The 24,827-nt window shown below is 68.7% G+C and carries 28 protein-coding genes and 6 tRNA genes; 6 read left to right on the forward strand and 28 right to left on the reverse strand.

Features of this window, described 5'->3' with window-relative positions; translation table 11 throughout:
- Positions 1-9: 9 nt before the first annotated feature.
- Positions 10-429 carry an Lsr2 family protein gene (locus tag KBX50_RS05010; protein ID WP_210934971.1) on the forward strand — a complete coding sequence of 140 codons (420 nt, stop codon included), beginning with the start codon at positions 10-12 and terminating at the stop codon, positions 427-429.
- A 70-nt stretch (positions 430-499) separates the two neighbouring features.
- Here KBX50_RS05010 and KBX50_RS05015 read toward each other — a convergent pair.
- The 18 genes from KBX50_RS05015 to KBX50_RS33520 form a co-directional block, all read right to left on the reverse strand.
- Positions 500-570, reverse strand: a tRNA-Gly gene (locus KBX50_RS05015).
- Between the two features lie 11 nt (positions 571-581).
- Positions 582-655: transfer RNA gene (locus KBX50_RS05020), tRNA-Glu, on the reverse strand.
- Positions 656-679: 24 nt separating this feature from the next.
- A tRNA-Phe gene (locus KBX50_RS05025) sits at positions 680-752 on the reverse strand.
- 8 nt (positions 753-760) lie between these two features.
- Positions 761-834: transfer RNA gene (locus tag KBX50_RS05030), tRNA-Ala, on the reverse strand.
- An 11-nt stretch (positions 835-845) separates the two neighbouring features.
- Positions 846-921 (reverse strand) — tRNA-Pro (locus tag KBX50_RS05035).
- 112 nt (positions 922-1,033) lie between these two features.
- Positions 1,034-1,105, reverse strand: a tRNA-Trp gene (locus KBX50_RS05040).
- Between the two features lie 73 nt (positions 1,106-1,178).
- A complete protein-coding gene (locus tag KBX50_RS33225; protein ID WP_282101316.1) occupies positions 1,179-1,310 on the reverse strand; it encodes a hypothetical protein in 132 nt (43 codons plus the stop codon).
- 81 nt (positions 1,311-1,391) lie between these two features.
- Positions 1,392-1,991, reverse strand: coding sequence for a hypothetical protein (locus tag KBX50_RS05045; RefSeq protein ID WP_210934973.1), 600 nt, complete (start codon positions 1,989-1,991; stop codon positions 1,392-1,394).
- A 14-nt stretch (positions 1,992-2,005) separates the two neighbouring features.
- Positions 2,006-2,374: a hypothetical protein gene (locus KBX50_RS05050; RefSeq protein ID WP_210934975.1), complete on the reverse strand. Its 369-nt coding sequence runs from the start codon at positions 2,372-2,374 to the stop codon at positions 2,006-2,008.
- A 15-nt stretch (positions 2,375-2,389) separates the two neighbouring features.
- Positions 2,390-3,523 carry a DNA polymerase III subunit beta gene (dnaN, locus tag KBX50_RS05055; RefSeq protein WP_210934977.1) on the reverse strand — a complete coding sequence of 378 codons (1,134 nt, stop codon included), beginning with the start codon at positions 3,521-3,523 and terminating at the stop codon, positions 2,390-2,392.
- A 55-nt stretch (positions 3,524-3,578) separates the two neighbouring features.
- Positions 3,579-4,199 carry a hypothetical protein gene (locus KBX50_RS05060; RefSeq protein WP_210934979.1) on the reverse strand — a complete coding sequence of 207 codons (621 nt, stop codon included), beginning with the start codon at positions 4,197-4,199 and terminating at the stop codon, positions 3,579-3,581.
- Positions 4,200-4,303: 104 nt separating this feature from the next.
- Positions 4,304-4,699: a hypothetical protein gene (locus tag KBX50_RS05065; RefSeq protein ID WP_210934982.1), complete on the reverse strand. Its 396-nt coding sequence runs from the start codon at positions 4,697-4,699 to the stop codon at positions 4,304-4,306.
- Positions 4,696-5,064, reverse strand: a complete 369-nt coding sequence (locus KBX50_RS05070) for a hypothetical protein (protein WP_210934984.1) — start codon at positions 5,062-5,064, stop codon at positions 4,696-4,698. The genes KBX50_RS05065 and KBX50_RS05070 overlap by 4 nt, the downstream gene beginning before the upstream one ends.
- Positions 5,054-5,518 (reverse strand): hypothetical protein, encoded by a 465-nt coding sequence (locus tag KBX50_RS05075; protein ID WP_210934986.1) that lies wholly within the window; start codon positions 5,516-5,518, stop codon positions 5,054-5,056. Before KBX50_RS05075 ends, KBX50_RS05070 begins: the two co-directional genes overlap by 11 nt.
- Entirely contained in the window at positions 5,515-5,874 is a 360-nt protein-coding gene (locus KBX50_RS05080) for a hypothetical protein (RefSeq protein WP_210934988.1), read from the reverse strand. Before KBX50_RS05080 ends, KBX50_RS05075 begins: the two co-directional genes overlap by 4 nt.
- A complete protein-coding gene (locus KBX50_RS05085) occupies positions 5,871-6,254 on the reverse strand; it encodes a hypothetical protein (RefSeq protein WP_210934990.1) in 384 nt (127 codons plus the stop codon). The genes KBX50_RS05080 and KBX50_RS05085 overlap by 4 nt, the downstream gene beginning before the upstream one ends.
- Positions 6,254-6,820, reverse strand: a complete 567-nt coding sequence (locus tag KBX50_RS05090) for an NUDIX hydrolase (RefSeq protein WP_210934992.1) — start codon at positions 6,818-6,820, stop codon at positions 6,254-6,256. Before KBX50_RS05090 ends, KBX50_RS05085 begins: the two co-directional genes overlap by 1 nt.
- Positions 6,821-6,952: 132 nt before the next feature.
- Positions 6,953-8,434, reverse strand: coding sequence for an AAA family ATPase (locus KBX50_RS33520; protein ID WP_210934995.1), 1,482 nt, complete (start codon positions 8,432-8,434; stop codon positions 6,953-6,955).
- Between the two features lie 292 nt (positions 8,435-8,726).
- Here KBX50_RS33520 and KBX50_RS05100 point away from each other — a divergent pair, with 292 nt between their 5' ends.
- From KBX50_RS05100 to KBX50_RS05115, 4 genes are all read left to right on the forward strand, one after another.
- Positions 8,727-9,050 (forward strand): hypothetical protein, encoded by a 324-nt coding sequence (locus tag KBX50_RS05100; RefSeq protein ID WP_210934997.1) that lies wholly within the window; start codon positions 8,727-8,729, stop codon positions 9,048-9,050.
- A gap of 117 nt (positions 9,051-9,167) precedes the next feature.
- Complete coding sequence (locus KBX50_RS05105) at positions 9,168-9,488, forward strand: hypothetical protein (protein ID WP_210934999.1); 321 nt, start codon at positions 9,168-9,170, stop codon at positions 9,486-9,488.
- Complete coding sequence (locus KBX50_RS05110) at positions 9,485-9,721, forward strand: hypothetical protein (RefSeq protein ID WP_210935001.1); 237 nt, start codon at positions 9,485-9,487, stop codon at positions 9,719-9,721. The genes KBX50_RS05105 and KBX50_RS05110 overlap by 4 nt, the downstream gene beginning before the upstream one ends.
- Positions 9,722-9,876: 155 nt before the next feature.
- A complete protein-coding gene (locus KBX50_RS05115; protein ID WP_210935003.1) occupies positions 9,877-10,944 on the forward strand; it encodes a hypothetical protein in 1,068 nt (355 codons plus the stop codon).
- Positions 10,945-11,106: 162 nt separating this feature from the next.
- On the opposite strand, the gene KBX50_RS05120 is transcribed toward KBX50_RS05115, so the two are convergent.
- Complete coding sequence (locus tag KBX50_RS05120; protein WP_210935005.1) at positions 11,107-11,466, reverse strand: hypothetical protein; 360 nt, start codon at positions 11,464-11,466, stop codon at positions 11,107-11,109.
- A gap of 33 nt (positions 11,467-11,499) precedes the next feature.
- On the opposite strand from KBX50_RS05120, the gene KBX50_RS05125 reads away from it, so the two are divergent.
- Complete coding sequence (locus KBX50_RS05125) at positions 11,500-11,826, forward strand: hypothetical protein (protein WP_210935007.1); 327 nt, start codon at positions 11,500-11,502, stop codon at positions 11,824-11,826.
- 618 nt (positions 11,827-12,444) lie between these two features.
- Here the strand turns inward: KBX50_RS05125 and KBX50_RS05130 are convergent.
- From KBX50_RS05130 to KBX50_RS05170, 9 genes are all read right to left on the reverse strand, one after another.
- Positions 12,445-12,813, reverse strand: coding sequence for a hypothetical protein (locus tag KBX50_RS05130; RefSeq protein WP_210935008.1), 369 nt, complete (start codon positions 12,811-12,813; stop codon positions 12,445-12,447).
- Positions 12,814-13,245: a hypothetical protein gene (locus tag KBX50_RS05135; protein ID WP_210935009.1), complete on the reverse strand. Its 432-nt coding sequence runs from the start codon at positions 13,243-13,245 to the stop codon at positions 12,814-12,816. It abuts the gene before it with no gap.
- A 15-nt stretch (positions 13,246-13,260) separates the two neighbouring features.
- On the reverse strand, positions 13,261-14,061 hold the full coding sequence (locus KBX50_RS05140) for a peptidoglycan-binding protein (RefSeq protein ID WP_374224577.1): 801 nt from the start codon (positions 14,059-14,061) through the stop codon (positions 13,261-13,263).
- A gap of 14 nt (positions 14,062-14,075) precedes the next feature.
- Positions 14,076-14,261, reverse strand: coding sequence for a hypothetical protein (locus KBX50_RS05145; RefSeq protein ID WP_210935011.1), 186 nt, complete (start codon positions 14,259-14,261; stop codon positions 14,076-14,078).
- Positions 14,262-14,361: 100 nt separating this feature from the next.
- Positions 14,362-16,134, reverse strand: a complete 1,773-nt coding sequence (locus KBX50_RS05150; RefSeq protein WP_210935012.1) for a hypothetical protein — start codon at positions 16,132-16,134, stop codon at positions 14,362-14,364.
- Between the two features lie 10 nt (positions 16,135-16,144).
- Positions 16,145-17,110 carry a hypothetical protein gene (locus KBX50_RS05155; protein WP_210935014.1) on the reverse strand — a complete coding sequence of 322 codons (966 nt, stop codon included), beginning with the start codon at positions 17,108-17,110 and terminating at the stop codon, positions 16,145-16,147.
- Positions 17,111-17,176: 66 nt separating this feature from the next.
- Positions 17,177-18,340, reverse strand: a complete 1,164-nt coding sequence (locus KBX50_RS05160; protein ID WP_210935016.1) for a hypothetical protein — start codon at positions 18,338-18,340, stop codon at positions 17,177-17,179.
- Positions 18,341-18,348: 8 nt separating this feature from the next.
- Positions 18,349-18,963 carry a hypothetical protein gene (locus KBX50_RS05165; protein ID WP_374224575.1) on the reverse strand — a complete coding sequence of 205 codons (615 nt, stop codon included), beginning with the start codon at positions 18,961-18,963 and terminating at the stop codon, positions 18,349-18,351.
- A gap of 376 nt (positions 18,964-19,339) precedes the next feature.
- A complete protein-coding gene (locus KBX50_RS05170) occupies positions 19,340-24,823 on the reverse strand; it encodes a hypothetical protein (RefSeq protein WP_210935020.1) in 5,484 nt (1,827 codons plus the stop codon).
- Positions 24,824-24,827 lie beyond the last annotated feature (4 nt).

Below are 24,827 nucleotides of genomic sequence, written 5' to 3' on the forward strand. Positions count from 1 at the left end.
GGGGGCAGTGTGGCCAGGCAAGAAGTTGTGGTGTGGACCGATGATCTCGATGGCGAGCCGATCGACGGGCAATCCGCCAAACCCACGACATTCGGGTTCGATGGGGTGACCTACGAGATCGACCTTCGGCCCGACAACCGGCAAGAGCTGATGCGGTCTCTTCAGCCGTACATGCGTGCCGGCAGGCGCCTTCCCCACCGGATGACGGGTAGTTCACGCTTCCAGCCGCCGCCCCGTGCAGCGGCGAAGATCGATGAGGCGCAGCGTCGCGACATCCGCAACTGGTGGACCGAGAACTGGGAGAATGCAGGACTGCCTCGACCGTCCGCCAAGGGGCGGATCCCCGAGAAAGTCCAGCAGGCGTATCAGGACCACCAGGGCCGGCGGGTCCACAAGAGGGTGAGCAACCCGTTCACGCCGGCAGCTTGAGCCAACCGTGTGCCGGGTCGGCGGGGCGCATCCCGGGGCTCCCCCTCCGGATCCCGCCGACCCTTTCGCGAGCGGCTACTGGGAATCGAACCCAGGTCCTCTGCTTGGAAGGCAGGCGCTCTGCCATTGAGCTACAGCCGCGTGTGACGACGTAGACCGGACGGGGTTTGAACCCGTAACCTCCGCCTTGAGAGGGCGGCGAGCTGCCAGCTTGCTCCACCGGTCCAGGCTTCGGCGAAGAACGCCGTTGTGCCCATCGCCGGCGTCGAACCGGCAGCCTCCGGATTTTCAGTCCGGCGCTCTACCACCTGAGCTTGACGGGCCCGTTGCGTGGAGATGAGGGGAGTCGAACCCCTGGCCCCCGCCCTGCCGAGGCGGTGCTCTGACCGGCTGAGCTACATCCCCATGGTCGGCGTTGGTCCGGGGCCGGGGTGTCGAACCCCGTTTCTCCTGCTCCCAAAGCAGGCGGGTTAGCCGTCTCCCTCGCCCCGGGCGGTGTTACTCCCGGCCGCCGACGCAGGTGCACGTCGGCGGCCGGGTCTTACATGCCATCCACTGTGGAGTTGAGAATTCTCATGACCGCCGGCCGAGGTCGGGGTCGGAGCAGGGGCGACAGGGCTCGAACCTGCAACCTTCGGTTTTGGAGACCGGTGCTCTTCCGTTGAGCTACGCCCCTATGTACTTGTCTGCAGGTAGCAGAAAGGCCGCCTACCCCTTGATCGGGTGGCGGCCTCCGCGTCAGCGAGGGTCTACCCCTGCCGCCATCCCAGCTTCTGGTTCCACTCGATCGCGTGCGCGTCGACGGTGCGCCCGAAGGAGGGCAGCACAACGAGGCCGCGCGGCATGTACCGCGTCGACTCGCTGCCGGCGCTGCGCAACATCTCGGGCTCCCAGGGTCCGGGGGTGTGGTTGACCTTGCGTGTCTACGGTAGGCACGCACCATTGCGGCGGGCAAACCTTTTTCACGTCAGGGGTGTCGAGTCGCCGTCTGGCTGAGCTTCGCCGGTGAGGATGGCCAGGACGGCGCGGGCCAGGTCGCGGGTGCCGGCGTTGTAGCCCTGGCCGTACTCGGACAGTGCGGGGCCTTGGAAGAGCGGCGGCGGTTGGTTCCGGTACTGCTCACACAGGCTGACGGCCTGTGCATGCCGATCGCTGAGGCTGGCCGCCGGGTCCGTGCCGTCGCGGGTGGCTGGCGACTCATCGGTCACCACATGCAGCTGTTCGACGCCGCCGTCGTCGTCCCGGAACGTGGCGACGACCAGGTGGTGCCCCGGCGGCAGGTGCAGCTCCTCGGCTGCCTCCGAGACGCCGTTGCCCGCCCCGTCGGCGAGGAAGCAGTAGTCCAGCGGCAGCGACCAGCAGCCGGCCACGTATCGATGCTCGACGCCGTGCCCGAACCCATCGTTGTCGTCCAGGTCCTCGGGGCGGCAGTCGCTGTGACGACATTCGATCCAGGCGCGGCAGTCGTCGGTCAGCCCTGGACATCGCATCACGTATCGCCTGGTGTTCCGCTGGCACTCGATGACGTCAGTGATGATCAACTCGTGGGCTGTCGTCGGCACGATCGTCGGCCTGGTCAGGTCAGGAAGACGTGGATCGGCTGCCGTCCGTCGTCGTACCACCGCACCCGGAAGCCCTGATGGAAGAATGCCTGCACTGCGGCGTGCGTGACGTCGGTGGGGCACTTCGGTGGGTAGTAGACGAGCAGCCGGTCGACAGGCTCGCCGGCGGCGGTGACGAGACATCCGTCGTCGCCCCAGCGGCTTCCGGGGACCGGGATGGCCAACCAGCGGTGCCTCGTCCCCGCCCGATGAGCGGCCTGCGCGCACACCGCACGGTATGCCTCGGGGTCGACGCCACGGGTGTCATGCACGAGCGTCGTCGTGATGCGCCGGCCACGCAAGGTCCGCAACGCGCGGTCGATGCGCTCTTTCTGGGTGGGCATTCGCCGCCCTTCCTGCTATCGGCTGATCCGGATTGGCATGAGCATGTAGCGGTATCCGGGAATGGCGTGACCGTCGACGTCGGCGGGGTCGATAACGGCCGGCTTGTGTGGATCGATGACCGACAGCACCGCGTGTGGGGATCCGACCTGACTCAATCCGTCGAGCAGGTACTGCGGGTTGAAACCGATCGACAGGTCGGTCCCCGCGTAGGTGGCATCCATGGTTTCGCTCGCGTGCGCTTGTTCGGTGCCGCCAGCGTCGATGCGCAGACCGTCGGTGGTGAGGGTGAGCACGATGGGGGCCGTCCGCTCGGCCACCAGTGCGACGCGTTTGACCGCGTCGACCAGGGTGGCGACGTGAAAACATGCCTGGTGCAGGGCGGTGGCGGGAAGCAGGTTGCGCATCGGCGGGTAGTTGGTGGGGTCGAGCAGCCTCGTGGTCGTGCGGCGGGGGCCGGCGGTCAGCCCGAGCAGTCCCTCACCGGGCCGACCGCCGGTGAAGGACAGGGCGACGGCACCACCGAGGGGTCCGAGGGTTTTCGCGGTGTCGTGCAGAGTCTTCGCAGGCACGAGGGCGTCGATACGGGCGTCGGGGTTCGTGGTCGCCCAGGAAATCTCGACGAGGCCGAGGCGGTATCGGTCGGTGGCGAGCATCGTGAGTCGGTCGCCGGCGATCTCCAGCCGGATCCCGGTCAGCAGGGGAAGGGCGTCGTCGCGGCCAGCGGCGACGGCAACGCGGGCAACCGCGGCAGCAAACGCGGAGGCATCGACGGCGCCGACGGGAAACGGCGTCGTCGGCAGGGTGGGGTAGTCCTCGGCGGGCATCGCGGGCAGCGTGAAGCGTCCGGCCCCACACAGCAGCTCAAGGTGCTGTCCAGCCGAGGAGACTTCGACCCGCTTGGCGGGCAGGGCCTTGGCGATCTCGTTGACGAGACGGCCGGACACCAGGCAGGCTCCGTCGCTTGCGCCGGCCACATCCAGGGTGACCTCGTGGGAAACCTCGTAGTCGAAGGTGGACAGTGTCAGCCGGGCGTCGGAGACACGCAGCATGAGACCGGCCAGCACGGGCAGCGCGGGCCGTGTCGGAATGCTCTTCGCCGTCCACGCGACCGCTTCGGCGAACCGCTTGGGGTCGATCGTGAACCTCACGTGGCCTCCGGAACAGCACCTGAGCAAACTGCAATGATCTGTAGCGCAATGTACGTTACGGTCCGTTACGCCTGTCGGGCGAGATGCCGCTGGGTCGACCGGGTTTCCCCGCGGCTTTCAACGGCACCCAAACCGCCCGCACCCGACGCCTGCGCAGACTCATCACCACGGGGTCGACTGGGCGACCGAGCCAACCCGTCGTACCGGCTTCAGCAGGAAGGGCCACGATGACCCCATCGCGGACCAGCAATCCCACCATCGAGCGGCCGACCGGCGCGTAGAGGGTGCCGGCCGCGAGCGTTTGCGGGAGTCTGAGGTTCCAGGTGTCAGCGCCGAGCCTGCGCGCCTGTTCCAGGGTCCAGCCGGAGCCGTAGGTCGGTGACCAGCGGCAGGCTATGCGCATGAGCCGGGTGCAGTCGCGTGCGATGAGCAGGTTGCGTTCCTCGAAGCCGCCTTCGCCTGCCCACCTGCGCTGTCGTGGCAGGTGCTCCTGCACGGGGATACCGTGCTCACGTGCCAGGCGGGCGGCGAGGGAGTCGATCCCCGGGGCGCCGCCGGAGACGACCGCGTCTGGCCGTCGGCGATGAAACACCCCGAGGATCTCCGTGCGGGCCGTGTCGAAGGCGGTGACGTCGGCGAACCAGGTGCTGCCCACGATCGCCAGCACGTCGCCCATGTCACGGGGAACGGCTTGAGCGGCGACTCCCGGTCGCTGCAGCGCGGGCTGGGCTCGTGCGACGCCCAACGGCCCATCGTCGGGCCTGTCGCCTTCGTCGACCGTCATGGGTGCACCTCGGCCATGCAAGCGCTGATCGTGTAGGGCTCGCCGGGCTTCGGAACCGGCAGCACCATGACCAGCTCGGCGCCGGGCGGGACAGCACGGGCCATGCCCAAGGGCAGCCGGCACGTCAGCAGCAGAGGACCGTCGGCTGTTTCGGCGAAGCCAACGCTGTCCACGAGCCGCCCATACCGCTGGTGTGGCGGAATCCGCCAGCGGCCTTCGGCAGTCCGCGCCCGCACGTGTGCACGGACGCGTCCGAGACCGGAGGCACGCGGCCACTCCCGGCCGGCGGCCAGTGGGGCGATGTACAGCTCCGGCCACAGTGGGTTGCCGGTGGCATGCAGGGCGGGGCCGCGCCTCGGACGGTAGACGGGTTCGATGAGTGCGGCGGTCATCGTCGCCTCCTCGATCGGCGACGGCGACGTTTCCGAGCGCGGTAGGCGGCGCGGAGGGCGCGTATGCGCCGGTCGCGCCGGGTCAGCCGGGCGCTGCCGCAGCTGCGACAGTCCACCGGTCCGACGCTGCCCCATTCGGCGTGGCAGTTCACGCAGCGGTAGCTGGTGCACTGCCCCGTGGGGCACCTGTCGGCGTAGTCACCGCGCGACCGGTCAGCCGCGTTGACGTCCACCAGAAGGTGCCCGCAGGTCTGGCAGTGGATGAGCGAGCGCACCGAACGCCACAGATCCTCGTCGTCCGGGTCATCGACCCAGGCGAGAGCTGTGTCCCCGTCCGGCACGCCCCCGTACTGCTCAACACTCATGCCCCGCCCCCGGCATCTTCCTGTGCAGGTCGGCGCGCACCACCCGGCCGGCGAGCCCGATCAGCGCGGCCACGCCCGCCATGTGCTGTTGCGGGTCGGGCATTGTGCTGAGGAACAGCGCGTAGCTGGTGTCCATGTCGCCGTTGACGTGCGCGGCCACGAAGCGGGTTGCCCAGAGTTGTGGGCGCGCCTGCGGCGGCCAGTTCTCGGGCTCGACCGGTTCGCCGCTACCCGTCGCGAGTTGGACTGCCGCGAAGCCCTCCCCCTGCCTGACCCCGAGTCCCAGGGTGGTGACCGTGTCTGCCATGGCGCAGCACAAAGCCCACACGCCGGAAGCATTCCGCTCCCTCACTATGGCCTCCAGGGCATCCCTGACGCCCGCGGTGTCGCCGGTGGCGGCGCACGCCAGCAGGTCCATTACGGCCCGGCTCAGCCAGCTGTCGTCTTGACTCACTGCTCAGCCCTCGTCGCGCGTCGCGCCGTCGCGGCGCGAAGCGCCTCCGCTGCGGAGATACCGAGCACGGTCACGCGGGGGGCCTCGCGGATGGCCATGTGCAGGGCACAGGGGAGGTCGAAGCGGTGACGGTCCAACCATTCGTCGGTGCGGCTGACCGCGCCGCCTTCGTGATCCCAACCGCCGTCGACACTGAGGCAGAACCCCCAGCGCATCACGGCCCAGCGTCCGGCGCCGCGGTACACCACCCGGATCGCGTAGGCCCCCCAGTTGCGGTCTCCCTCAGGCAAGAGACACACCGTGTACTCGGTGACCGCGGGTGCCACCGCAAGCAAGGCGGTGTCGTCGCTACTCACGAGCCCTCCTCGATGACGGTCACGTTGACTCCGGCGTCGCGTAGGAACTGCAGACCCGCCTCGACTACGGCCCGGTGGTGGTCGGTGCGCGGTTCGGTCTGCGCTGTCTGACGGGTGCCGTCAGGCCAGATGACCTCGAACCACCACACGACGGGGGTGCCGGGGGGTGGGTCGGGAGCATGCCCTTCAGGCATGCAGTCCCAGCCGATGCCCTGACCGGGCAGGCTGTAGCCGAAGCTAACGCTCTCGGGGCGTGTGCGGCCGATGGTGTCGACGATCGCCGTGAGGGCTTCGTCGAACCCGTCGACGAGCAACTTGCGGCGTCCGTTGATCGTCCCCATGTCGTAGCGCGGGCGACCGGGGTCACGGGGGTTGACCATCAGAGCGCCTCGCCAGCGGAGAAGAACTGGTCGACCAGTTGCTCACGCAGCCGCAGGTACAGCAGCGCCACCAGCGGGTCGGGGATCTTCGTCAGGTCGTTCTTGTCGACCCATACCGCCCGGCCCCGCGCCTCCAACGGCGTTCCGTCGCCGCTGGGCGGCCCGGCGGTGCGGCCCGCGAGGTTGACGCTGAAGAGGTTGAAGACGGTGTCGCTGGATTTGCTGGCGAAGCTGTCTCCGAGGGGAATCAGCTCGTCGGGCTTGATGGCGAAGCTGGTCTCCTCCAGCAGCTCCCGCACCGCTTCGGCACGGACGTCGCGGCCTTCGCAGCCGCCGGTGATGGCCGACAGGGTGGGGATGATCGACCAGCAGGGCGTGATTTCGGACCTGACCAGGTACCGGTAGCCGAACTGCGTTGCCTTGTACGGCAGCACAGCGACCATCCTTCCGGCGCATCGCGCCTCGTGCGCGTACACGTAGCCGTCCACTCCGGCGGCGGTGTCGCGGATGACGCGCAGGCTGACGAACTTGTTCTCGCAGAGCAGCTCGTCGCTTCGGGTTGTCACCAACGGTCCTTTCGGGGGCGGAGATAGAGAGCGAGGGCGGCCCAGCCGAGGGCGAATCCGGCCGGTAGGGCGACGAACGGGAGCAGCATGGGCCAGGCAGGCATCAGCGTGTTCCCTCGGCCGGGCCGCCGATCACGCCGGGATGCCGTTGGTGGACGGCACGATGCGCAGAGCGTCACCGAAGTGGTCGACGTGGTGGCCCTGCAGCGCGCTCGACACGGTCCTGGTCAGCGCGGCGCCGAGCGAATCCTTGTTGGTGGCGAGGGGCGCATCCTCCATCATCTTGACCTGCTGACGGATGCCTGCAGCGGCGTCGACCAGGTCCCTGGCCTCGATGACCTGTGGCACACCGCCGCTGCGGGCGATGGCGTAGCGCTGCGCCCGGTCGATGGCCTCCTTGGCGAACGCGGGCAACAGCCCGTCGAACGCCTGCGCCACGGCGTCCCAGTCCATGCTGGTCGAGCGAAGGTGTGCCGGAACGACTGCCTCGACGAGGCGCTTGGTGCCGCCGGCGTCGAGGCCGGCCAGTTCGATGACCGCGTCCAGGCGGCCGGGCCGCATCATGCCCCGGTGCAGCCGGTCCTCGTGGTTGGTGGTGAACAGCGCCATCACCTCGACGCCCTTGTTGGTGACACCGTCGAGAATGTCGAGCAGCTGCGCCACGCCCTGGGTGCTGTCGGTGTTGATCTGGTCGACGTCCTCGAACATGACCACGGCGGGCGCGTAGATCTGCGCCGTCCTGAGGGCGTTACCCAGGTCGTCCCCGGGCCGTACCTGGATGTAGGTCCAGCCGTGCCGCTCAGCCTCCTGCGCGGTCAGCATGCCGGCCAGCGACTTGCCCGTGCCGTACGGGCCGTACAGCAGGACCTGACGCTTGAGCGGCAGACCGATCTGCCGCATCGTGTCGGCGTACCGGAGCACCGACCACACGTTGGCGTTGAGCTGGGTCATCACATCGTCGCTGTAGACGACGCGGCTGGGGTCGACGGTGGAGGTGTTGATGAACTGCGGCGTATCGGCTGCGGTGATCGCCCTGCCCTTGTAGATGGAGCCGGTCGTCAGTTCATCCTCGACGACCGCGAAGAACGCCTCGATGTGGGTGCGGTACTTCTTCGGCGCGTTGACCGAAAGCGCGAACACCAGACCGAAGTCGTCATGCATGCTCACGCCCAGCTCGAACGTGGCGCTGAGCGGCTTGAACGCCACCTTGCCCCACGGGACCTGGGTCGTCTGGCCGTGGGCCACGTCGATCGTGCGGTACTCCGGCGGGCGCGAGCCGAAGAAGCTGACGGTGCGCGCCCCGAGGCCGGTGGTGCCGAACAGCCTCTTCATCGCCCGGTCGAAGGCCGCCGCTCCGTCCCACGGGCGGTACCGGAACTCGCGGCTGTAGGCGTAGTCCTCCTCCTGCGCCTCCTTCCAGTCCTCCAGGTACTCGATCGCGTCGTCTACCCGGCCCTCCATGTTGGCCGGCAGCACGAACTTGGTGCCCTCGAAAATGAGGGCGTCGTCCTTGACGCGCTGCCCGCCCAGCTCGGAGAGCCTGGCCAGGATCTCCTCTCGCAGCCGCTGGTTCTCGGTCTTGGCTTCGGGCTTGGTGCCGATGGTGGTGTCCACCAGTGGGTTCCTTCCTCCGACGGGGATGGCCTCGCTCGTTGCTCAGCAGCCGCTGACCTGGGGTCCACGCGGGCGTGCCTGTCGCCTACCCGCCGCGACGCGGCGGGCGCGCACACCGACGGGGGCGCGGCCTGGGCGGTGCGGGCGGCCCCACGTGTCCACGGGCGTCTCCAGGGGTGCGAGCGAGACAAGGAGTGTAACGAACTGTCGCGGATGCTACGTTACACATCGTTGCGAGCGATAGCCCGTTGGGCGCGATCAACCGGGAGGATGGGGCAGGGTGGCCCGGTCGGTGGATGACGCAGCGGCCTCCGCGCAGGAGCCCGCCGAGGCGAAGAACAGCGATGGCGACAGGTGCCCGCACTGCGGCAGCGACCAGCGCGGAGAACAGATCCCGGAGGAGCACCTGCGCGCCGGCTGGTACGGCGAGTGGAACGGCGAGCCGCGGCACTTCAGCCGCACGCTCCTTGTTGAGATCCGGGGCGTCTACGACGGCGGCCTGTTCTGGGCCTGCCCGGACTGCGACGGCCGGTGGCACCGCTGGCCCCCGGGCAGCCGCCTACACGCCGCAGCCGAGCCGTACGTCCAGCGGCACCAGCGTCCGACAACGCCGTAACGACCTGGAAGTCCGTGCCATCGATCAGGACACGTTGGCCGCTCGTTTAGCGCCCGTGCCCCGATCGCATGGTCACCGGACTTGCCCACCGCACAGACGGCCGCCACCCTCACGGCCATGACCTCGCGAAACGCCAGCGCCGAGAGTCGGCGAGCGAGCGACGTGATCGCTTCGAGGCAGGACGCGTGCGCATGCGGGTGCGGCGGCGCCCTCACCCCTGACGGGCCGAGCATGTACTTCGCTGCCGAGGCATGCCAGCGCAGCTTCGTCGAGCAGCAGAACGCTCGCGCCGCCGGCAACGGTGACATCGCGGCGCAGCTCAGGGCATATCGGGCAGCCACCGCCGAGCGGACGGTCTACAAGCCCTGGTCGGTGATTCGGGCCGAGTGGAAGGCCCAACTCCGATTGGCGGAGCAGCACGCGGAAGTCGCCGCATGACCGGGAACCCGCACGAGGGTGCGGTCACCGACGGCGAACCGAACAGCCAAGCACATCGATCCGAGCGGACAACCGACGCCGCCAGCGACGACGACTGGCTGATCTACGCGGCAAACGAACTGAAAATCGATCCTTGGGACTGCTTCTACGGTGACCCGGCTGGCCCCTGCGTGCGACCCGGTCACCGGCTGCTGCCCTGTCAGTGGAACAAGCCTGAAGACTGGCCCTGGTAAACCGGCCTATCCCGGCCCCGAGTGACGGCGAAAACTGAAGCAGCGGACGCGCCTACGGCCCCGGGCGCGTCCGCTGGATTCCCTCACGCGCCACGGCAGGCGCAGAACCGCCACCAACCATAGCGGCTTCGCCACCAGCCGGAACGGAGATCCACATGAGCGAACGCGCCTGCTTGCTGTGCGCCGTCTACCGACGTGACGCCGCCCCCCGCCCCTACGAGCGTCCGCAGGTCGACGAAGCATGCAGGCACCGGCTGGACAACCAGATCAACGACGTACGGAACCTGTTTCTGCGCCTGGCGAATCCCGAGCCGGCACCCGTTGACGATCGGCGCTACGCACGCCTCGACAAGGGCCGACCGACTGGCGAATACCGGCTCGCCGACCCCACCGCGGCGGTCGGCGGCATGGCACCGACGCGCGGCCGATCCAACCAGCCGAACGTGTCGGGATCGAAAGAACCCGGACTGCCGATCGACATCACGACCGTCGACCTGCTCGCTCCCGCCCGCATCGGCAGCGTCAGGGACACCCTGGTCCCCGCGACCGAGCCGGAACCCGCGACAGTCACCGGACGGCGGGTAGTGGTGGGACCCGACGGGCCTGAAATCGAACAGGTCGAGTATCAGATCCTCGCCAAGCGGCCGGTCCTCGACGAATCCGGCCAGCAGAAGATGGTGCCGACCGGCGACCAGACCGGGCCCATCTCCGTCGCCACGGTGCTCGACGAAATCGTCCGCGACTGGCGAGACGCGCTGTTCCCCCACGAGCACCTGCCTGTGCCCACCGTGCCGACACTCACCGCATGGCTGCTCAACCGATCCACGACCGCGTGCGACCGGCACCCGGCAATCGCCGACCACGCCGCCGAGATCCGGCAAATCCGCGGCGCCCTGTACCGGGCACTCGGCGAGGGTGAGCCGCTACCGCAGGTCATGTGGGGGGTGCTCTGCCGTACCGACGGCTGCAACGACGTATCGCAGTTGGTAAAGCGCCCAGAAAGCGCATACCACGTCGAGTGTGATGCCTGCGGCCGGCTGTACACCGAGCAGGAGTACCACGAATGGACGAAGCACCTCGCCAACCAGATCCGGCCGAAAGGACGCCGCAGCGCCGGAGGACTGCCGGCCTGGGCGACCGCGACGGCCGAGGCGCTCCAGGCACCGGCCGGCGCGGCAGACCGCCGCGCCCCGACGCCAGCCAGTCAGCCTGATCAGGGTTGACGTGGCCCGGAGGCGATGCGAAGCCGTCTCCCGCAGGTCTTCGTCGACGGCAGGGTCCGGCACCATGCGCCCGGTTGCCTTCTCAGGTCTTGAGCTTTAAAGCAGAAAAGCCCCCGCCTGGACCCTGAGGTCCAGACGGGGGCGCAGCGTGTTGCAGCCGATCTACAGCTCGCCGGTTGGCACATCATCGGCGGGCATTGGGGCGGTGATCTGCGTGCGTTCGAACATGCCGAGGACCACGCTGACGAACGAGAGAAGCACGGCTTGGTCTTCGGCGGACATGTCGAGGCCGAACCCGACGGCGGCGGCCAAGGCCGCCTGGGCGAGGCCGAGAAGCGCGGCAACCTGACCGTCCCGGACCGCGATGAAGGCGACCAGGACACCAACGACGGCGGCGGCGACCGTGTTGAGCACGGCCTGCTGGTCGACGCTGAGATCGATGACGAACGCGGCGAGTAGTTTGATGACGGACGCGGCAAGCGCCAGGAAGATGGCCGGCTCCCGGCCGAACAGCTTGGGCACTGGTGCTCCTTGATCTCCAGTAGATTGGTCGGTGTGGAGCTGGAGCGCGGCGAGGAGATCCGGGTGTGGGAGCACCCCGGGGCGGTTCGCGTCCAGCGGTGGCGCTCTGGGCACCCGACGGGCTCGGACTGCCTGCACGTGGCGGTGGGGCAGCTGCCCGATGGCCGCTGGTTCGCCGAGCGCGGCACGCGTGCCCGCGTCTACCCGCATGAGCAGGACGCGCGGACGGTCGCCGAGCGGTTGAAGGCCGGCCGTGGTGACTGGTGTGAGGTTCCGCAGATAGGCGCGGACGCCCGGCCGGTGGCGCCTGGCTGGGTGAGACGCGGGGGCAGTTGGGTCCGCGCCGCGGCCGGTGGCTAGAGCAGACAGCCGATCAGGGGGAGGCAGATCAACCCGTCGTCGGAGTTCGGCGGCGCAGGCGAGGGCGTCGGGCTCGGCGGTGGCCGCGACGACGGCGGGCGTGATGCCGGCGGCTGGGACGGCGACGGTCGGGACGGCTGCGGTGGCTGGGCGTCAGGGGAACGACCAGGCGTTCTGCCGTCGTTGCCTGGTGTTCGCCCTGGCGGCGGTGTCGACGCGCCGGGTGTGCGGCTCGGTGTCGGCGTTGCTGCCGGGTCGGTGCAGCCGTAGCGCTGGCGGAGGCGCTGCACGGCGGTGTCGCGGGGCTGCACCCGGTTGGCGAGTACGCAGGCGTCACGGCGTAGCTGCCGAAGCTCGGCGTCTTGGCGCGCGATGTCCGCGTCTCGCGCGGCACGTCGTGCGTCGAGGTCCGCCTGGAATTGACGCTCCAGCGAGGCGACCCGCTCACGTATTTCCTGCTCGGCTTCTGCTCGCGCGACCTGACCAATCAGGTAGGAACTGACGTTGGTGAGGACGAACGCGATGACGACCGATACCAGGATCACGCGCACCCGACGAGTCAGGTCCTGCCCGACCAGAGGCTCATCGGCGAGGACGGGCGAGAGGCGCCGGGTGCCGCTACGGGGCATCGCCCACCTCCCGTCGGCCGGTGTCCGGATCGATACCGTGCCGAATCAGGTATGCCTCGTATCGCAGCACCTTGCGGTGCTCTGCGTCCCATGCTTCCTGCCACTGGCGGGTCAGGGCACGCTGGTCGTCGAGTTCCTCATCGAGGCGCTGTTCGAAGCGCGCTTGCCGGCCGTCGGTGACTTCGGTCTTCTTCGATCGCAGCGCGAACCACCCGGTGGCGAGCGCGACCAGAAGGGTGACGCCCTGCCCGAACCACAACAACTCGACCGGCGGCTGCCCGTCGGCCGTTGCCGCGAGGACCACCCCCAGGGCGCCAACGACGGCATGTGTGGGGGTTGTGGCAGAGGTGGCCCACACTCAATCACCTCCGACCTGTCGCGGTGTTCCGCGGGCGGCCAGGACGGCGAGGACGGCGACAACCAGCACGGACGCGGGTGCGCTCCAGGACAGGATCCGACCGTGGTACAGCCAGGATGAGGCGAGCCCGAACGCCCAGCCCATGTACCAGACCGCGTACAGGCTGAGGCATATCCGCAGCGGCCTCTCCCGTCCGGCGCGGGTGGCCTGGTAGGCGGCGGTGAACGCGGCGGCCGTCAGGACTGCGAGTAGCACGCCGCGCAGCCGCATGCCACCCGCTGGCGGCATCGATCGCAGAACGTCGTAGCTGGGGCCGGCATATGCGACGTCGCCGGCAAGCAGGCCGACGGCGTCCCACGACGCCTTCGCCAGTACGACAATGACGACAGCCCGCCACGGGATCGATGGGGATTCGGGCCTCGCCAGCGGCATGCTGACCACGGCGGGCTACCGGATCGGGTTGCGGAATGCCGCGTCCCAGGTGCGGGGTCCCAACTTGCCGTCCTGGGTCAGTCGCTGGTCGGCCTGGAACCTCTTGACCAATGCCTGGTACTCAGGTCCCCAGCGGCCGTCGTTGCCGTGGCGCCGCAGCCAGGTCTTTCCCTTGCCGATCGCCCAGCCGCGCTTGCCGAGCTGGATCGCCCAGCGCTGCAGCCAGTAGCGGTCGGTGTGCCCCGCGAACTTGCGGCCGTAGTGCCCGGACACCGAGTTCGCCGGGCCGGTCTTCGGCCCGAAGTAGTAGCCGGCCGGCAGCGGAAACTTGATCGCCGGGCCGGGTGCCGGCTTGCCGGCGGCGGGCTTCGGCTTCGGCATCACCGAAGCCAGCCCGAACGGACGGCCGTCGTCGTCGCCGTCCGGGTGCCCGGACAGGTGGATGTGGGAGGTGTGCGGGTTGGAGCCCGTGTACTTGCGTGCCTGCCACCCCGACGATGCCGACCAGATCGTCCGGTTGTAGATGATGTAGATCAGTCGCCGCTCCTTGCCGGCGCGACAGCGTCCGACCAGGTACGCGACGACCATCTGCGCGCTGAGTCCCGGCACTCGGAAGTCGGCGTCTACGTCGATCGCGCGAACCTCGTTGATGTTGTCGGCGTCGTGGCGTTCCGGGTTGCCCGTCTCGTCTGGGTTGTGGCCGGACGGGTAGCTCTGGTGCGCGGTGTTGCCGATGCTGCCGTCGGACGACTTGTCTCGCTTCGGGGCGAGCGCGTTCATCTCCTTGCGGAACTGGTGGCCCCAGGCCACGAGCACCCACGGCGCGGCCATCAGGCGTCACCGCCCTGGTGCTCGGCCGGGTCGGCGAGGTAGGCCGCCTCACCCAGCACCTCGTCCTCGTCTGCCGGCCCGCCGGTGACCTCGTCAGGGTTCTCCTCCACACCGGGCGTGAGGATGGTGGTGGAGCCGGCTTCCACTTCGGGCTGGTTGTCGCGTTCATCGGTGCGTTCAGTCACCGGGACCTCCCTGAAGGTGGGTAAGCGCCAGCAGGCCACCCACTCGGGGAGAGTGGGTGGCCTGCCAGCGGGAGAGCGTCGATAGGTAGGGGCGTGCGTCCTATTCGGGCTGCAGCGCGGCGATGGCGTGCCCGGACCCGACGCTGTTGGCAAACGTCCAGCTCACGCCCAGCGGCGAGCCGGCCGGCGGGTCGACCTGGTACGCGACGGCTGGTCCGCCGGAGTGGGAGCCGAGCACGATCCAGCCAGCCGACGGGGTCATCTGCGCGATGGTGTTGTTGTTGGCCTGGCAGGCGGACACAACTAGCCGGCCGGCGCCGGACGGGGTGACCTGCACGGCGGTAGGTGTGGTCGACGCCGAGCGGAAGTCGGATGCGACCTGGTCGATCGGAGTGGACGGGTGATGCCCGGTGATCTCGTACAGGCTGGCGTAGGCGGTGGCCGCGCCGGTGAACGCGGCCGACACAGTGGCGAATGGCGTCGCCGGGATGCACGTCCACATCTCGATCCGCCGCCCGACGGACCCGGACGTCGGCGCGTAGGTCTGCCTTGTCCAGCTGTTGCCGGCGGAGTCCGTCACGGTGGTGTACGGGTCGGTCGCGGTGGACCGGCTGATCACGAGCAGGTACAACCGGTCCGCGACACCGGAGTGTGTGACGGTGATCGGTGACGTGGTGCCTGGGGTGCCCGATCCGGCGTAGTCGAGGGTCCAGCCGCCGGTGTCCTGCTCGGCTACCACTCGCGCGTAGGTGACGTCGTCCACGGACAGGTCCAGTGGGCCGGACACGGTGGCGCGGGCGACCACGTCACCGTTGACCAGCAGTTCACACGGCACGGCCGCCCCGGTGGTGGTGGGCAGCGTGATCAGCCGCGCGGACTGCGGCAAGAACTGGTCCGGGATGCGCATCAGGACGTGCCCGGCGGTGACGGCGGTGCAGGTGAGCCGTCCCTGCATCCGCACGATGTCGTCGGCTTCCCACCGCAGTTGCAGGGGCGCCGGGCCGACTGCCGTGGAGGCCGTGTAGTTGCCGGTCGCGTTCGGATCGATGACGGTGACCGCCGACCACGCCTGTTCAGAGGTGACGACTCGGCCACTGACATCGATTCCGCCGATGTCGACGCGGCTGTTGTCCGGGCCGCGGCGCTGCACCAAGAACGCCCTGCCGGTGCCGGCGTAATTGACGATCGATGTGTACGGGGCGTCCCACAGTGCGCCGGGTACCTGCTCGGCGCGTGGGTATCCGCGCTCGTTGAGCCAGGCCACCAGGCGCTCGATGCCCAGATGGGTGACCCATACCTGCCGTACGTCAGCGGCTTCGGCCGGGGGTGTCGAGGCGAACCTCAGTACCTCGATGGGCTCGGCGAGCGGCGACATCAGGCCGGGCCGTCGCAGCGGATATCGAGCGTCACCGCGGGACGTGTTGAGGTAGACCGCGTGCGGGTCCAGTGCTTCGACGTGCGCGGGTACCGCCGACTCGGCCGCCAGCTCAGCAGCGGATGACGCGGCGGCGGACGCGGCCTGCTGGGCCGTCGTCGCGGTGGCCAACACATCGGCGAGCACGGCCGGCCAGTCGGAGGTGGTCACGTGCAGGCGGGGCCCGCCGTCGGCGGACAACCACATCGAGGTGTGCGGTGCCCTGAACCGGGGGATCGTTCCGGCGGCGTAGACCTCGTCGCCGGCCGACACGGTCACCTGTGTCACGGGCAGGCCGTCCTCGGTGGCGAGATCGGTGATCTGGTCCCCGCCCACCTGCTCGGTCCAGCAGGTGATCACCGCACCCGGCACCAGCTGCGTCAGCAGCGACACACCGTCCGCGGTGGCTGTGGTCATCGCCCAGTCGGCGAGGCCACCGCCGTATGCGTAGATCGTCATCGTGGCCCCCTCAGTAGTTGACGGGCCAGGTGACGGCCTGAAGGTTGCAATACCGATTCGTGTCGATGCAGCGGTCCCCGCTGGCCGCGCCGCGCCAGAATGTGAGGTCAATGGCGCCGCTACTGGCGGTGATCTTGCCGATGACAATCGCGCCGGTCGACACCACCGAACCGGTGAACTCCAAATCGTCCATGGGTCGATAGCCGGCAGGAATTGTTCCTAGCCTCGACGTTTGGCCCGAGTTGAGATGCCCTGAAACCCGCTGCGGCGTGACCGTCATAGACGTCCAGCCGTTCCGCTTGCGCAACCTGTTGAAAACGGGCGCCGCCCAGTTCGCGGTTACCAATGGCAGGGTGGTGGAAGCGTTGTCGCCGATGACGAATCCCTGACTTCCGGTTGACACGACGTAGCGGCCGGTCGTGTGCTCCCACCAGGGTCGGCCCGCTTCGTGTTCCGGCCGAGTGTCGGGATTGCAGCGAATTTGCCCGTCCGATCCCACGTACCAGGTGCGGGTGGTGACGGTATTGGCCGCCAATGCACCGGCGTTGTGGGCGACGCGCACCTCGGCGAGCGGATGGTCGAAGAAGCCGGTGGAGCCGGTGTTGCGGACGAGCGACGGTGCCACCGGCTGCGCGGCCGGTGTTCCGGTGATCACCGTTTCGGTGACCGTGTAGTCCGTGCGGGACAAACGCAAGACCACGAGATCGATGCGGGTGTGCCCGCTGGTATTCGACGCGAGCTGCGGCAGCGAGAAGTCGGTGCCTCCTGACTCCCACGCGGTGCCGCGAACCGTTCCGACGAGCCCTGCGCGCACTCGAACAATCCGCGTGCCGGTTCCATCGGCGAAAACCGGCGCGGCGTCGGTGGGGAATCCGCGCAGCCCGTCCGGCATTGCCCGATGCGTCAGCAGTTCATGCTCGTACGGGGTAATAGATCCGCTGGTGTATCCGGGGCGGGGGTACGACTTGGAAGCCACAGCACTCCTTTCCAGGGTGGCTGAGGTGGAAAAGGTGCGAGGAATGGGCTTTGCGGCGCAGGAGGGTCAGGCGACTGTGGACGGCAGCGCGCGCCGCTCAAGCAACGCGAGGCGGCGGTTCATTTCGCGCAGCTGATAGATCCATTTCGGATCGGTCAGTGCTTCCTGACCGCCGACCATCGCGCTGACCAGTTCGCCGGCAGACGCCCATGCCTGCAGATGCACCAGGCGAACCATGTCGGACACCTGCTCGCCGGGACCGACCTCAATCGCGACCCTGTCGCCGAGGCCGTAGTGCTCGCCGTAGCGCTGGTCCTCGGTGTCCCACGCCGAGGACTGCAGCCTGGCGGTAGCGGCTTCGCGGGCCAGGACCTCGTCGCCGGCCTGCTGAAGTTCGGCCAAAGGGTCATTGCCGGGGCGGGCAACGTACGTTTCGCGGCGACCCCAGACGGTTTCCAGCGCGCTGTCGGTGCGGCCGATGATGTAGCGGTCTGCGCCTTCGCCTTGACCGCCGACAATGGCCGTGGTCGCGGAGGGCGCGTTCTCCTCGTACGCGAGATACCGCAAGTTGCCCAGGTTGAAGCCGAACCGGACCGTGTCGGCCAGGTCCGCAGGGCCGTACGTCTCGAAGTGGATGTTGGTGCCGACCTGCCGCGTGCGGAAGCCGATCCCCCCGCCAGCGAACCCGATCGAGCGCATGGCGTCGCCGAGCTGTTCGAGACCGACCTTGCCGCTGACGGTGGTACCGACGCCGCTCGGTCCGGCCATCACGAGCTTCGGAACTCGACGTGCCGCCAGCGCACCGGGGCCAGCGTTCAGGTTGGCCAAGTCCTGCAGGACGACCTCGACGTTGGCGTCGTAGGTCCAGTGGTCGACGGTCTGGGCTTCCGGAGTCGCCGCAGGATCGGGGTAGGCGTTGCGGGACACGATCAGCGAAAGATCGTCGGCGAACTCGACAGTCAGCTTGCCGATTCCGCTGTTCTCCCCGTCATCGGAGCGTTCGATGAATCGCCGCTCCCACGGTCCTGCAAGGAAGATCTGGCCGTCACGGATGACGACGATGCGGTTGCCAGGTGCCAGCTGCGCGCGGATCCACGGGTGTGCCGGGGCGGTGAACACCCCGCTGCTCACCTCGTTGAACCGCAGCGTGCAGTCGACTGTCTCCCAGCAGTAGATGGGGTCGCCGACGACGTTGAGGTTGCGGTCGGTGACGAGCACGTCGATAGCCATCGTTCGCCCTACGCCGTCTCGTAGCGGGGATAGAACGACAGCTCGATGGCGGTGCCGGCAGCTGACCCGCTGACGCTGAAGTTGACCTCGTTGAGACCGGGCTGCAGGGCCCACAGCGTGGCGCCGGGCCAGTTGAGGCTGCCGATCAGGTTCTGCCCGGCCGGGCCTCGCACGAGTGCACGGTCGGGGGTGATGGTGATGGTGGCCTGCTGGCCGGCTGTGAGGGTGTAGGTGAGCGTGAAAGCCTCACCCGTTGTCGCGTTGGTGGCGGTCAGCTCTGTCGCCGGCCCGGTCAGCGTCCAACTGGGCCATGCGGACACATCACCGGGGTTGGTGACGGTGGAATCGCCCAGCACGCGGCTGGTGGTGACGGTTGGGTACGGGTCCAGGTAGGGCGTGCTCGCCGCGAGGTACTCGCGGCGCACGTGCCGGGGTTCGACGTCCCGCCAGAACCCGTCGGGGCAGAACAGGGTGAGCGCGGGATTGGCGAATCGCAGATTCTCGCCGGGCTCGCCGCCGAATCCGTCCTCGTAGTAACACTCGATGCAGCGCGCCGAGGCGTCGTCGCGGTACACCGTCAGGAGTCCCGCACCGCGGTACTTCGTCGCCACGATGGCGCGCATGAGGCTTCGATATCGGGTGAGGAACTCCAGGTGTGTGTTGCCAAAGACGTGGACGGGCCACGTCAACCGACGTGGCTCGGCTCGCTGGTGGCGGATGGTGACGCCGCCACGGGCAAGCGGATCGGTGATGATCGTGACCGGTGCGGCGCCCCAACCTGCGATCTCGGGCCGTGTGAGCCAGCCGTGCATATCGTGTGGGCCGGTCAGCTCAATGACGTCACCGTCAGGGCTGGTCCAAGTGGCGCGCATCGCACCGACGGCGGGCTCACGAAACGGCGGTGGTGGTGGGAGAACCACCCCGGGCTGGGAGGGAGCCTCAACGACCCGCACAGCGATAGGCAACGTGGGCTCCCTCCCCCGCCGGTGTGGCGGCTCTTCAGTTGGGTCGGCCGGCTCGCGCCCGCGCCTCGCGGGCGTTGGCCCACGCGGTCAGGCGCGGGATATCGAGGTCGGCCCTGGCGAAGTGCCAGTGATGGGTTTCGCCGCCCGGCTGCGACTGCGCCCGCTCCACTAGGACGCGGATGTCGGCCCACTGGGCGTCGGTGAGCACCGGTTCTGGCCTGCCGGTGCCGTTGAACACGGTCGACACACCTGGTGGCAGGAAGCCGCCGGCGTCGTAGGCCCAGTGGATGTGTGGCGAAACGCCGGGAACACCCCGGTAGGGGCCGTGAGCACGCAGCAGGCTCTCGCTGTAGCGGTGATACCGACCGTTGTGAATGTTCCGGCTCGGGTCGCCGCCCCAGATCAACTCCCTCGTCGCGCGGAAGAAGTTGTCGTGGATCCAGTTGAAGACGTCCTGGCGAGGCGGGATGTCTACCGCACGGCCCTTGTCGCCATCAGCCGCCGCCATGGCGTGATAGCTCAGGTTGCCCGAACTGGTCCGCGATCCCGGGCGGAACCCGGAGTACATCGGCAGTCCGGGGAACACGACGCGGAGCAGCCGCATCATGTCGGCCGATCCGATTCCGCCGCTGCTGGGCGCCCCGGTGCCGAGGCGGGACAGGACCGCCTCGCGGACTTCGTCCATTGCCGGGATCCGGGTGTTGGCGAGGCTGAGACGCATCGGCATGTTGATGCCGCCGGTGGCGAACCCTGGGAGCAGGCCCTTCGGCAGCAGCTTGTGCCGGATGGCCTCCATCAGGCCCTCGCCGTAGTAGTCCACGGCACTTGCGGGCTGGACGAACTCCCGATTGGACAGCCAGGCCAGGTTCGAGTCGGAGGTGGAGGTCCCCGCGCCCCAGACCCGACCGCCGGTGGAGTAGAACTGGGCCTGCACGCCGGGGCCTCCACCGAGGCCGTATCCGTCGCCGCTGAACTCCAGGTGTCCGCCGGTGCGCTGCCGCTTCTTGCGGTAGTCGTTTTGCTTTTCCTGCCAGGCTGTCCACGCCGCGGCGGGGGTCATCCCCTGCGACAGCGCGTACTGCGCGAACTGCAGCTCCTGCAGCTCCTTGTAGATCTTGTCGAATCCCTTGGTCGAATAGACCGTCTTGATGTCTTCCGGGATCTCCCCGTACGTCTTGATCAGGGACCGGGCGGCCTTCTCATCCAGGCCCAGCCGCCTGGCTTCCTCGATGAGCGCCTTGATCCGCTCGTCGTGCAGCCGGGTGGCTTCCTTCATCGGCTTGCCGGACTCGACATCGGCCAGGTACCGCTCGCGGACGGCCTCAGCCGCCGCCTCCAGGGCGTCGCGATTGCGCAACCCCGCCGCGGTGTTCATGTTCAGCGAGGTGGTGCCGTTAGACCGGACCGCCTCCGCAAGATCGATCGTCTTCCGTCGGAGGTTCTCCGCAGCCTCCACCGCGTCGATCGCAGCCGAGGTCTCCTGCTCGATCGCCGCGCGTAGCGCATCGGCCCGCTCCGCCGCTGTCGACTGCTTGTTGGCGAAGACGTCGGTCAGATTGGTAAGGACCTGGATCCGGGCGGCGTTGGCGTCGTACTGCGCCGCCAACTGCCGGTACACGTCGATGGACACAGGCCCAGCGACCGTGCCGAAGATCTTGCTCAGGTTGTTGGCACGGTTCTGGCTGCTGTTCATCGCGTCCTGCGCGGTCTGCGCGGTACGCATCGCATCGGCGTTCTCGATGATCGCCGCTCGAAGCTGGCGCAGCCGCTTCAACCGATCGCTGGTGGTGGTTGCCGCCTCGATCGGGTCGGTGAAGAACTGCTTGCGCCACTTGTCACCGACGACGTCGATCTCACGGTCAAGAACCGCGAGGATGGCGTCCATGTCGGACGCCGACCCGGTCGCCGCAGCGGAGAAGTCGTCGAAGCTGACGCCCAGTTCCCGGAGCGTGACGACTGCTTCCTGCAGGTCAGGGTTCGTGGCGACGATGCCCGCGAGGGCGTCCCTGGTGCCCTGCGCGGCGGCCTTGCCGGAGCGCGTGGCCTCGTCGTACGCCTCCCCGAGCTGCCCCAGGGCAACCTTGAGCGTCTCAACCTTCGATCGGTACTCGATCGTCGCGGCCACCAGACCGCCGACCAGAAGCGTCGCGGCCGTGACGGCCGCGCCGACGGGGCCACCCAAGAACCCGACCAGGGCACCGAGTCCACGCCGGGCCAGGCCGGCGCTCGCGTTGACCGCCCTGAGGGCGGTACCGAACTGGCCTGTCGTGGCGTGGGCCGCAGCCATCTGCGCCCGCGTCGTGCCGACCGCTACACCCAGGGCACCGAAGACCGCGGTACCACGGGCGACGACCGCGTTGACGGTTCCCTGCACCAGCCCGAACGCCCGCTGTGTGCCGCTGACCAGCAGCACCGCCGCGGCGAAGGTGCCGAGGGCGAACACGATGGTGGTGAGGACGCTGATCGGGATGGAGTTCAGGGCCTCGGTGAAGGCGACGAACCCGCGAAGGACCAGCTCGCCGACGGGGGCCGCGGCGACGATGAACCGGCCGACGAAGGTGACCAGTTCACCGATCAGGTCGACGACCCGAGGGCCGTTCTCCTGGATGTAACCCAGGAACCGCTCGAACGAGGCGTTGGTCCGCAGGGTCGCAGCCCACTTCGCGAACCGCTCAGTGAGGGCGACCAGGCCGCCGCCGATGTCCCGGTTGAACGGGGACAACGCCATGATCAACCCGACCAGCCCGGTCGCCACGTTGCGGCCGATCAGGTACAGCTCATGCAGCGTCGGGACACCTTCTTCGCCGATAAAGGCGAAGAACTGCCGCCAGGTGCCGTCAGTGGTGAGGAACCGCGTGGTCGCGGCCCACATATCACCGACCGCACCCGCCACCTCGCCGAGCCACCGGCTGAAGGCGGGCAGATACGGCAGCAGGGTCTCGATGGACTGCTGCACCCCCGGCAGCAAATTGTCCGCCGCCGAGGCTCGGAGCCGACGGAAATCGTCTCCCAGCCGGAAGATGAACCCGGCGAAGGCCGCCGCGGTGGGCGACAGCTTGGACAGGGCTTCGTTGAGGTTGTCGTAGGCGTCGCCGCCGGCGATGCCGGCGCGGGTCTGCGCCCGCTCGGCCTGACGGGCCGCAGTGGCGATCGACTCGTTGGCCTGGGCGAGGGAAAACGCGGCACGACGGGCCTGCTCCTGCTGAGCATGCCGCGCATCAGCGAGCCGGGTCTCCGCGTCGGAGACACGGCGGGCTCCTTCCAGCTGCGCCTTCAGAACCGCCTCATGGGCGCGCGCGACCGCCCGCTGGGCGTCGGAGACGCGCTGCTCGGCGTCGGCGATCCGCTCCCGGGCCCTAACAACCTGGTCGGAGCCCTCGACGCCCTTGCGGTCGTTCTCGGCCTGCTCGTCGGCAAGCTGCTTACCTTCGCGCTGCAGCTCCTGCATCTGCAGCAACCGCAGCTCGTAGGTGACACGAGCCTGCTCGCGTTCCTCCTCGGTGGCCCTCGGGTTGAGCAGGAACTTGTCCAGCTCCTCCTTGGCCTCCTTGACGTCGAGGGCGGCCTGCCGCTGGTTGAGCGAGTTGCGCTTCACCGCGGCGTCGAGGTCGGCGTATGCGTCGAGCGCGTCCTTGTACGCCTCAGTCAGCGCCTCGCGTGCCTCACGCACGTCGACGTGGGCGCGTTCGAGGTCGCGTTCCGCGTCGGCCTGCCGTTCGATCGCCGCCTGAACGGCCTCGGCGGCGTCACGGCGAGCGTCACCGATCGCCCGCTCGGCATCGGCTACGGCGCGGGCTGCCCGGCGGGCGGCTTCCGCGTTGTTGGCGCGGACATTGGCCAGTGACCGTTCGGCAGCCGTCATGGCCGCGATCGCGGACTCCTGCTGCTGGACGGACCGAGCGAAGCTCGCCTGACTCTTGCCGCTGTCGTCCTGCAACTGCTGCATGGCCTTGACTGCGTCACCGATACCACCAAAGCCAAGAACCATGGCGCCGATAGCCGCGCCGGAGGCGGCAGCAGCCGTGCCGATGAAGCCAACCGCAGCGGCGGCAGCGGCAGCCGTAGGAACCAGAACAGTTCCCAGCGAGAGGCTGCCGAAGATGAGCTTTTCGAGATGGGACAGCGATACCCGTGCGGACTCGCCGATCGCGTCGACCTCGCTACGGCCGGATGCCTTGACGTCGATACCGATCCGGTCACCGTCGAGCCGGGTAGCGAGGGTTTCGATCGCGGCAAGCTCGGCCGCGGCAGCGGCAGCATCGACGTGCACCTGGATGGAGGGGTCGTTGGCGGCCAACTCGACCAGTGCGGCCTTGATCTCGGCGATGCGGCGCATCGCCTCGGCCTCGTCGATGTCGACACCAACGGTGTGCTGCGACAGGTCACGCAGGTTGTCGCGCACAACGGCGATGGCCAGCATGGCCGGGCTCGGGTTGACGGCGAGGTCGAAGTCCGGCAACGAGTCCAGGGCAGACTGGAGCTGCTTGGCGACCTTGCCGGCGAAGGTGCGGCCGAATGCCTCCTCCGCCGCCCGTGCGGCACGCTCGGCGGCGCGCTGCGCGTCACGGACCGCCCGTTCGGCGTCGCGTTCCCGACGGGCAGATTCCCGCTGCTCGCGGCGCTTGTCAGCTGCGGCTTCTTCCTTCTCCTGCGCCGTGGCCGCATCGCGGGCCGCCTTCTCGGCGGAGGTGACCATCGAGTCGTAGAAGCGGTCGATGACAGTCATCGCCTGGTCGGCGTTGACGCGCAGCTCGACCGAGTCGGACTCGTCGGCAATGCGGGCGAGCGCCTCACGCACCGCGGCGAGACGCTGCAGCGCCTTCTCCTCGGTGATATTGACGCCAACCTGCAGCTCGGACAGGCGCTCAAGTTCACGTCGCAGCGCCTGCAGCTTCTGGGCGGCAGGATCGACGTCGATGTCAATGTCCGCGGCCGGCAGAGCGGCGATGGCCGCCTTCAGCTCCTGGGAGAGCCGGCGCGCGAAGGCACCGGCTCGTGCGTCGATGCCGGCCAGGAACGCCTCGGCCTCCGCGCGCGCGGCGGCAGCGTCCAGCTTGACCTGGATTGTCGGGGCGTTCTCTTCCAGCCGACGCAGGTCCTCCCGCAGGCGGCGAACGCGGCGCAGGATCTCGGCGTCGTTGACGCCGACCTTGACTTCCTGCTCACGCAGTCGCTCCAGCCGGTTGCGGATGCTGGCCAGCGACCGGTCGAACGACGTGGAGTCTGCGGTGATCTCCACCTCGGGCAGGGCCTGAAAAGCCGCCGCCATGCGCTGCTTGAGCGTGGTTTCGAAGTGGTCGCCGAACGCCTTGGCGGATCGGCGGCCGGCTTTGCTGGCCTCACCTTCGCTGCGCCTGCTGCCCTCACGGACGGCATCGACGAACGCCTGCGGGATCGCCTTCTCGGCCGCCGCGCCGACCTTGGCAGCGAGGTCCTTGGCGCCCTTCTCCAACTCCCGGTCGATGTGCTCGAAGGAGGGAACGATCTGGATGAAGGCCGTGCCGAGGTCGTAGGCCACCGGT

The sequence above is a fragment of the Micromonospora sp. C51 genome, assembly GCF_018070435.1.
GTDB lineage: Bacteria > Actinomycetota > Actinomycetes > Mycobacteriales > Micromonosporaceae > Micromonospora > Micromonospora sediminimaris.

Coding starts and splice junctions, on each gene's coding strand:
- KBX50_RS33225 (WP_282101316.1), bottom strand. CDS start 1,310: ATGTTGCGCAGCGCCGGCAGCGAGTCGACGCGGTACATGCCGCGCGGC.
- KBX50_RS05050 (WP_210934975.1), bottom strand. CDS start 2,374: ATGCCCACCCAGAAAGAGCGCATCGACCGCGCGTTGCGGACCTTGCGT.
- KBX50_RS05060 (WP_210934979.1), bottom strand. CDS start 4,199: ATGGGCGACGTGCTGGCGATCGTGGGCAGCACCTGGTTCGCCGACGTC.
- KBX50_RS05065 (WP_210934982.1), bottom strand. CDS start 4,699: ATGACCGCCGCACTCATCGAACCCGTCTACCGTCCGAGGCGCGGCCCC.
- KBX50_RS05070 (WP_210934984.1), bottom strand. CDS start 5,064: ATGAGTGTTGAGCAGTACGGGGGCGTGCCGGACGGGGACACAGCTCTC.
- KBX50_RS05085 (WP_210934990.1), bottom strand. CDS start 6,254: ATGGTCAACCCCCGTGACCCCGGTCGCCCGCGCTACGACATGGGGACG.
- KBX50_RS05105 (WP_210934999.1), top strand. CDS start 9,168: ATGACCTCGCGAAACGCCAGCGCCGAGAGTCGGCGAGCGAGCGACGTG.
- KBX50_RS05110 (WP_210935001.1), top strand. CDS start 9,485: ATGACCGGGAACCCGCACGAGGGTGCGGTCACCGACGGCGAACCGAAC.
- KBX50_RS05115 (WP_210935003.1), top strand. CDS start 9,877: ATGAGCGAACGCGCCTGCTTGCTGTGCGCCGTCTACCGACGTGACGCC.
- KBX50_RS05135 (WP_210935009.1), bottom strand. CDS start 13,245: ATGCCGCTGGCGAGGCCCGAATCCCCATCGATCCCGTGGCGGGCTGTC.
- KBX50_RS05150 (WP_210935012.1), bottom strand. CDS start 16,134: ATGACGATCTACGCATACGGCGGTGGCCTCGCCGACTGGGCGATGACC.
- KBX50_RS05160 (WP_210935016.1), bottom strand. CDS start 18,340: ATGGCTATCGACGTGCTCGTCACCGACCGCAACCTCAACGTCGTCGGC.
- KBX50_RS05165 (WP_374224575.1), bottom strand. CDS start 18,963: ATGCGCGCCATCGTGGCGACGAAGTACCGCGGTGCGGGACTCCTGACG.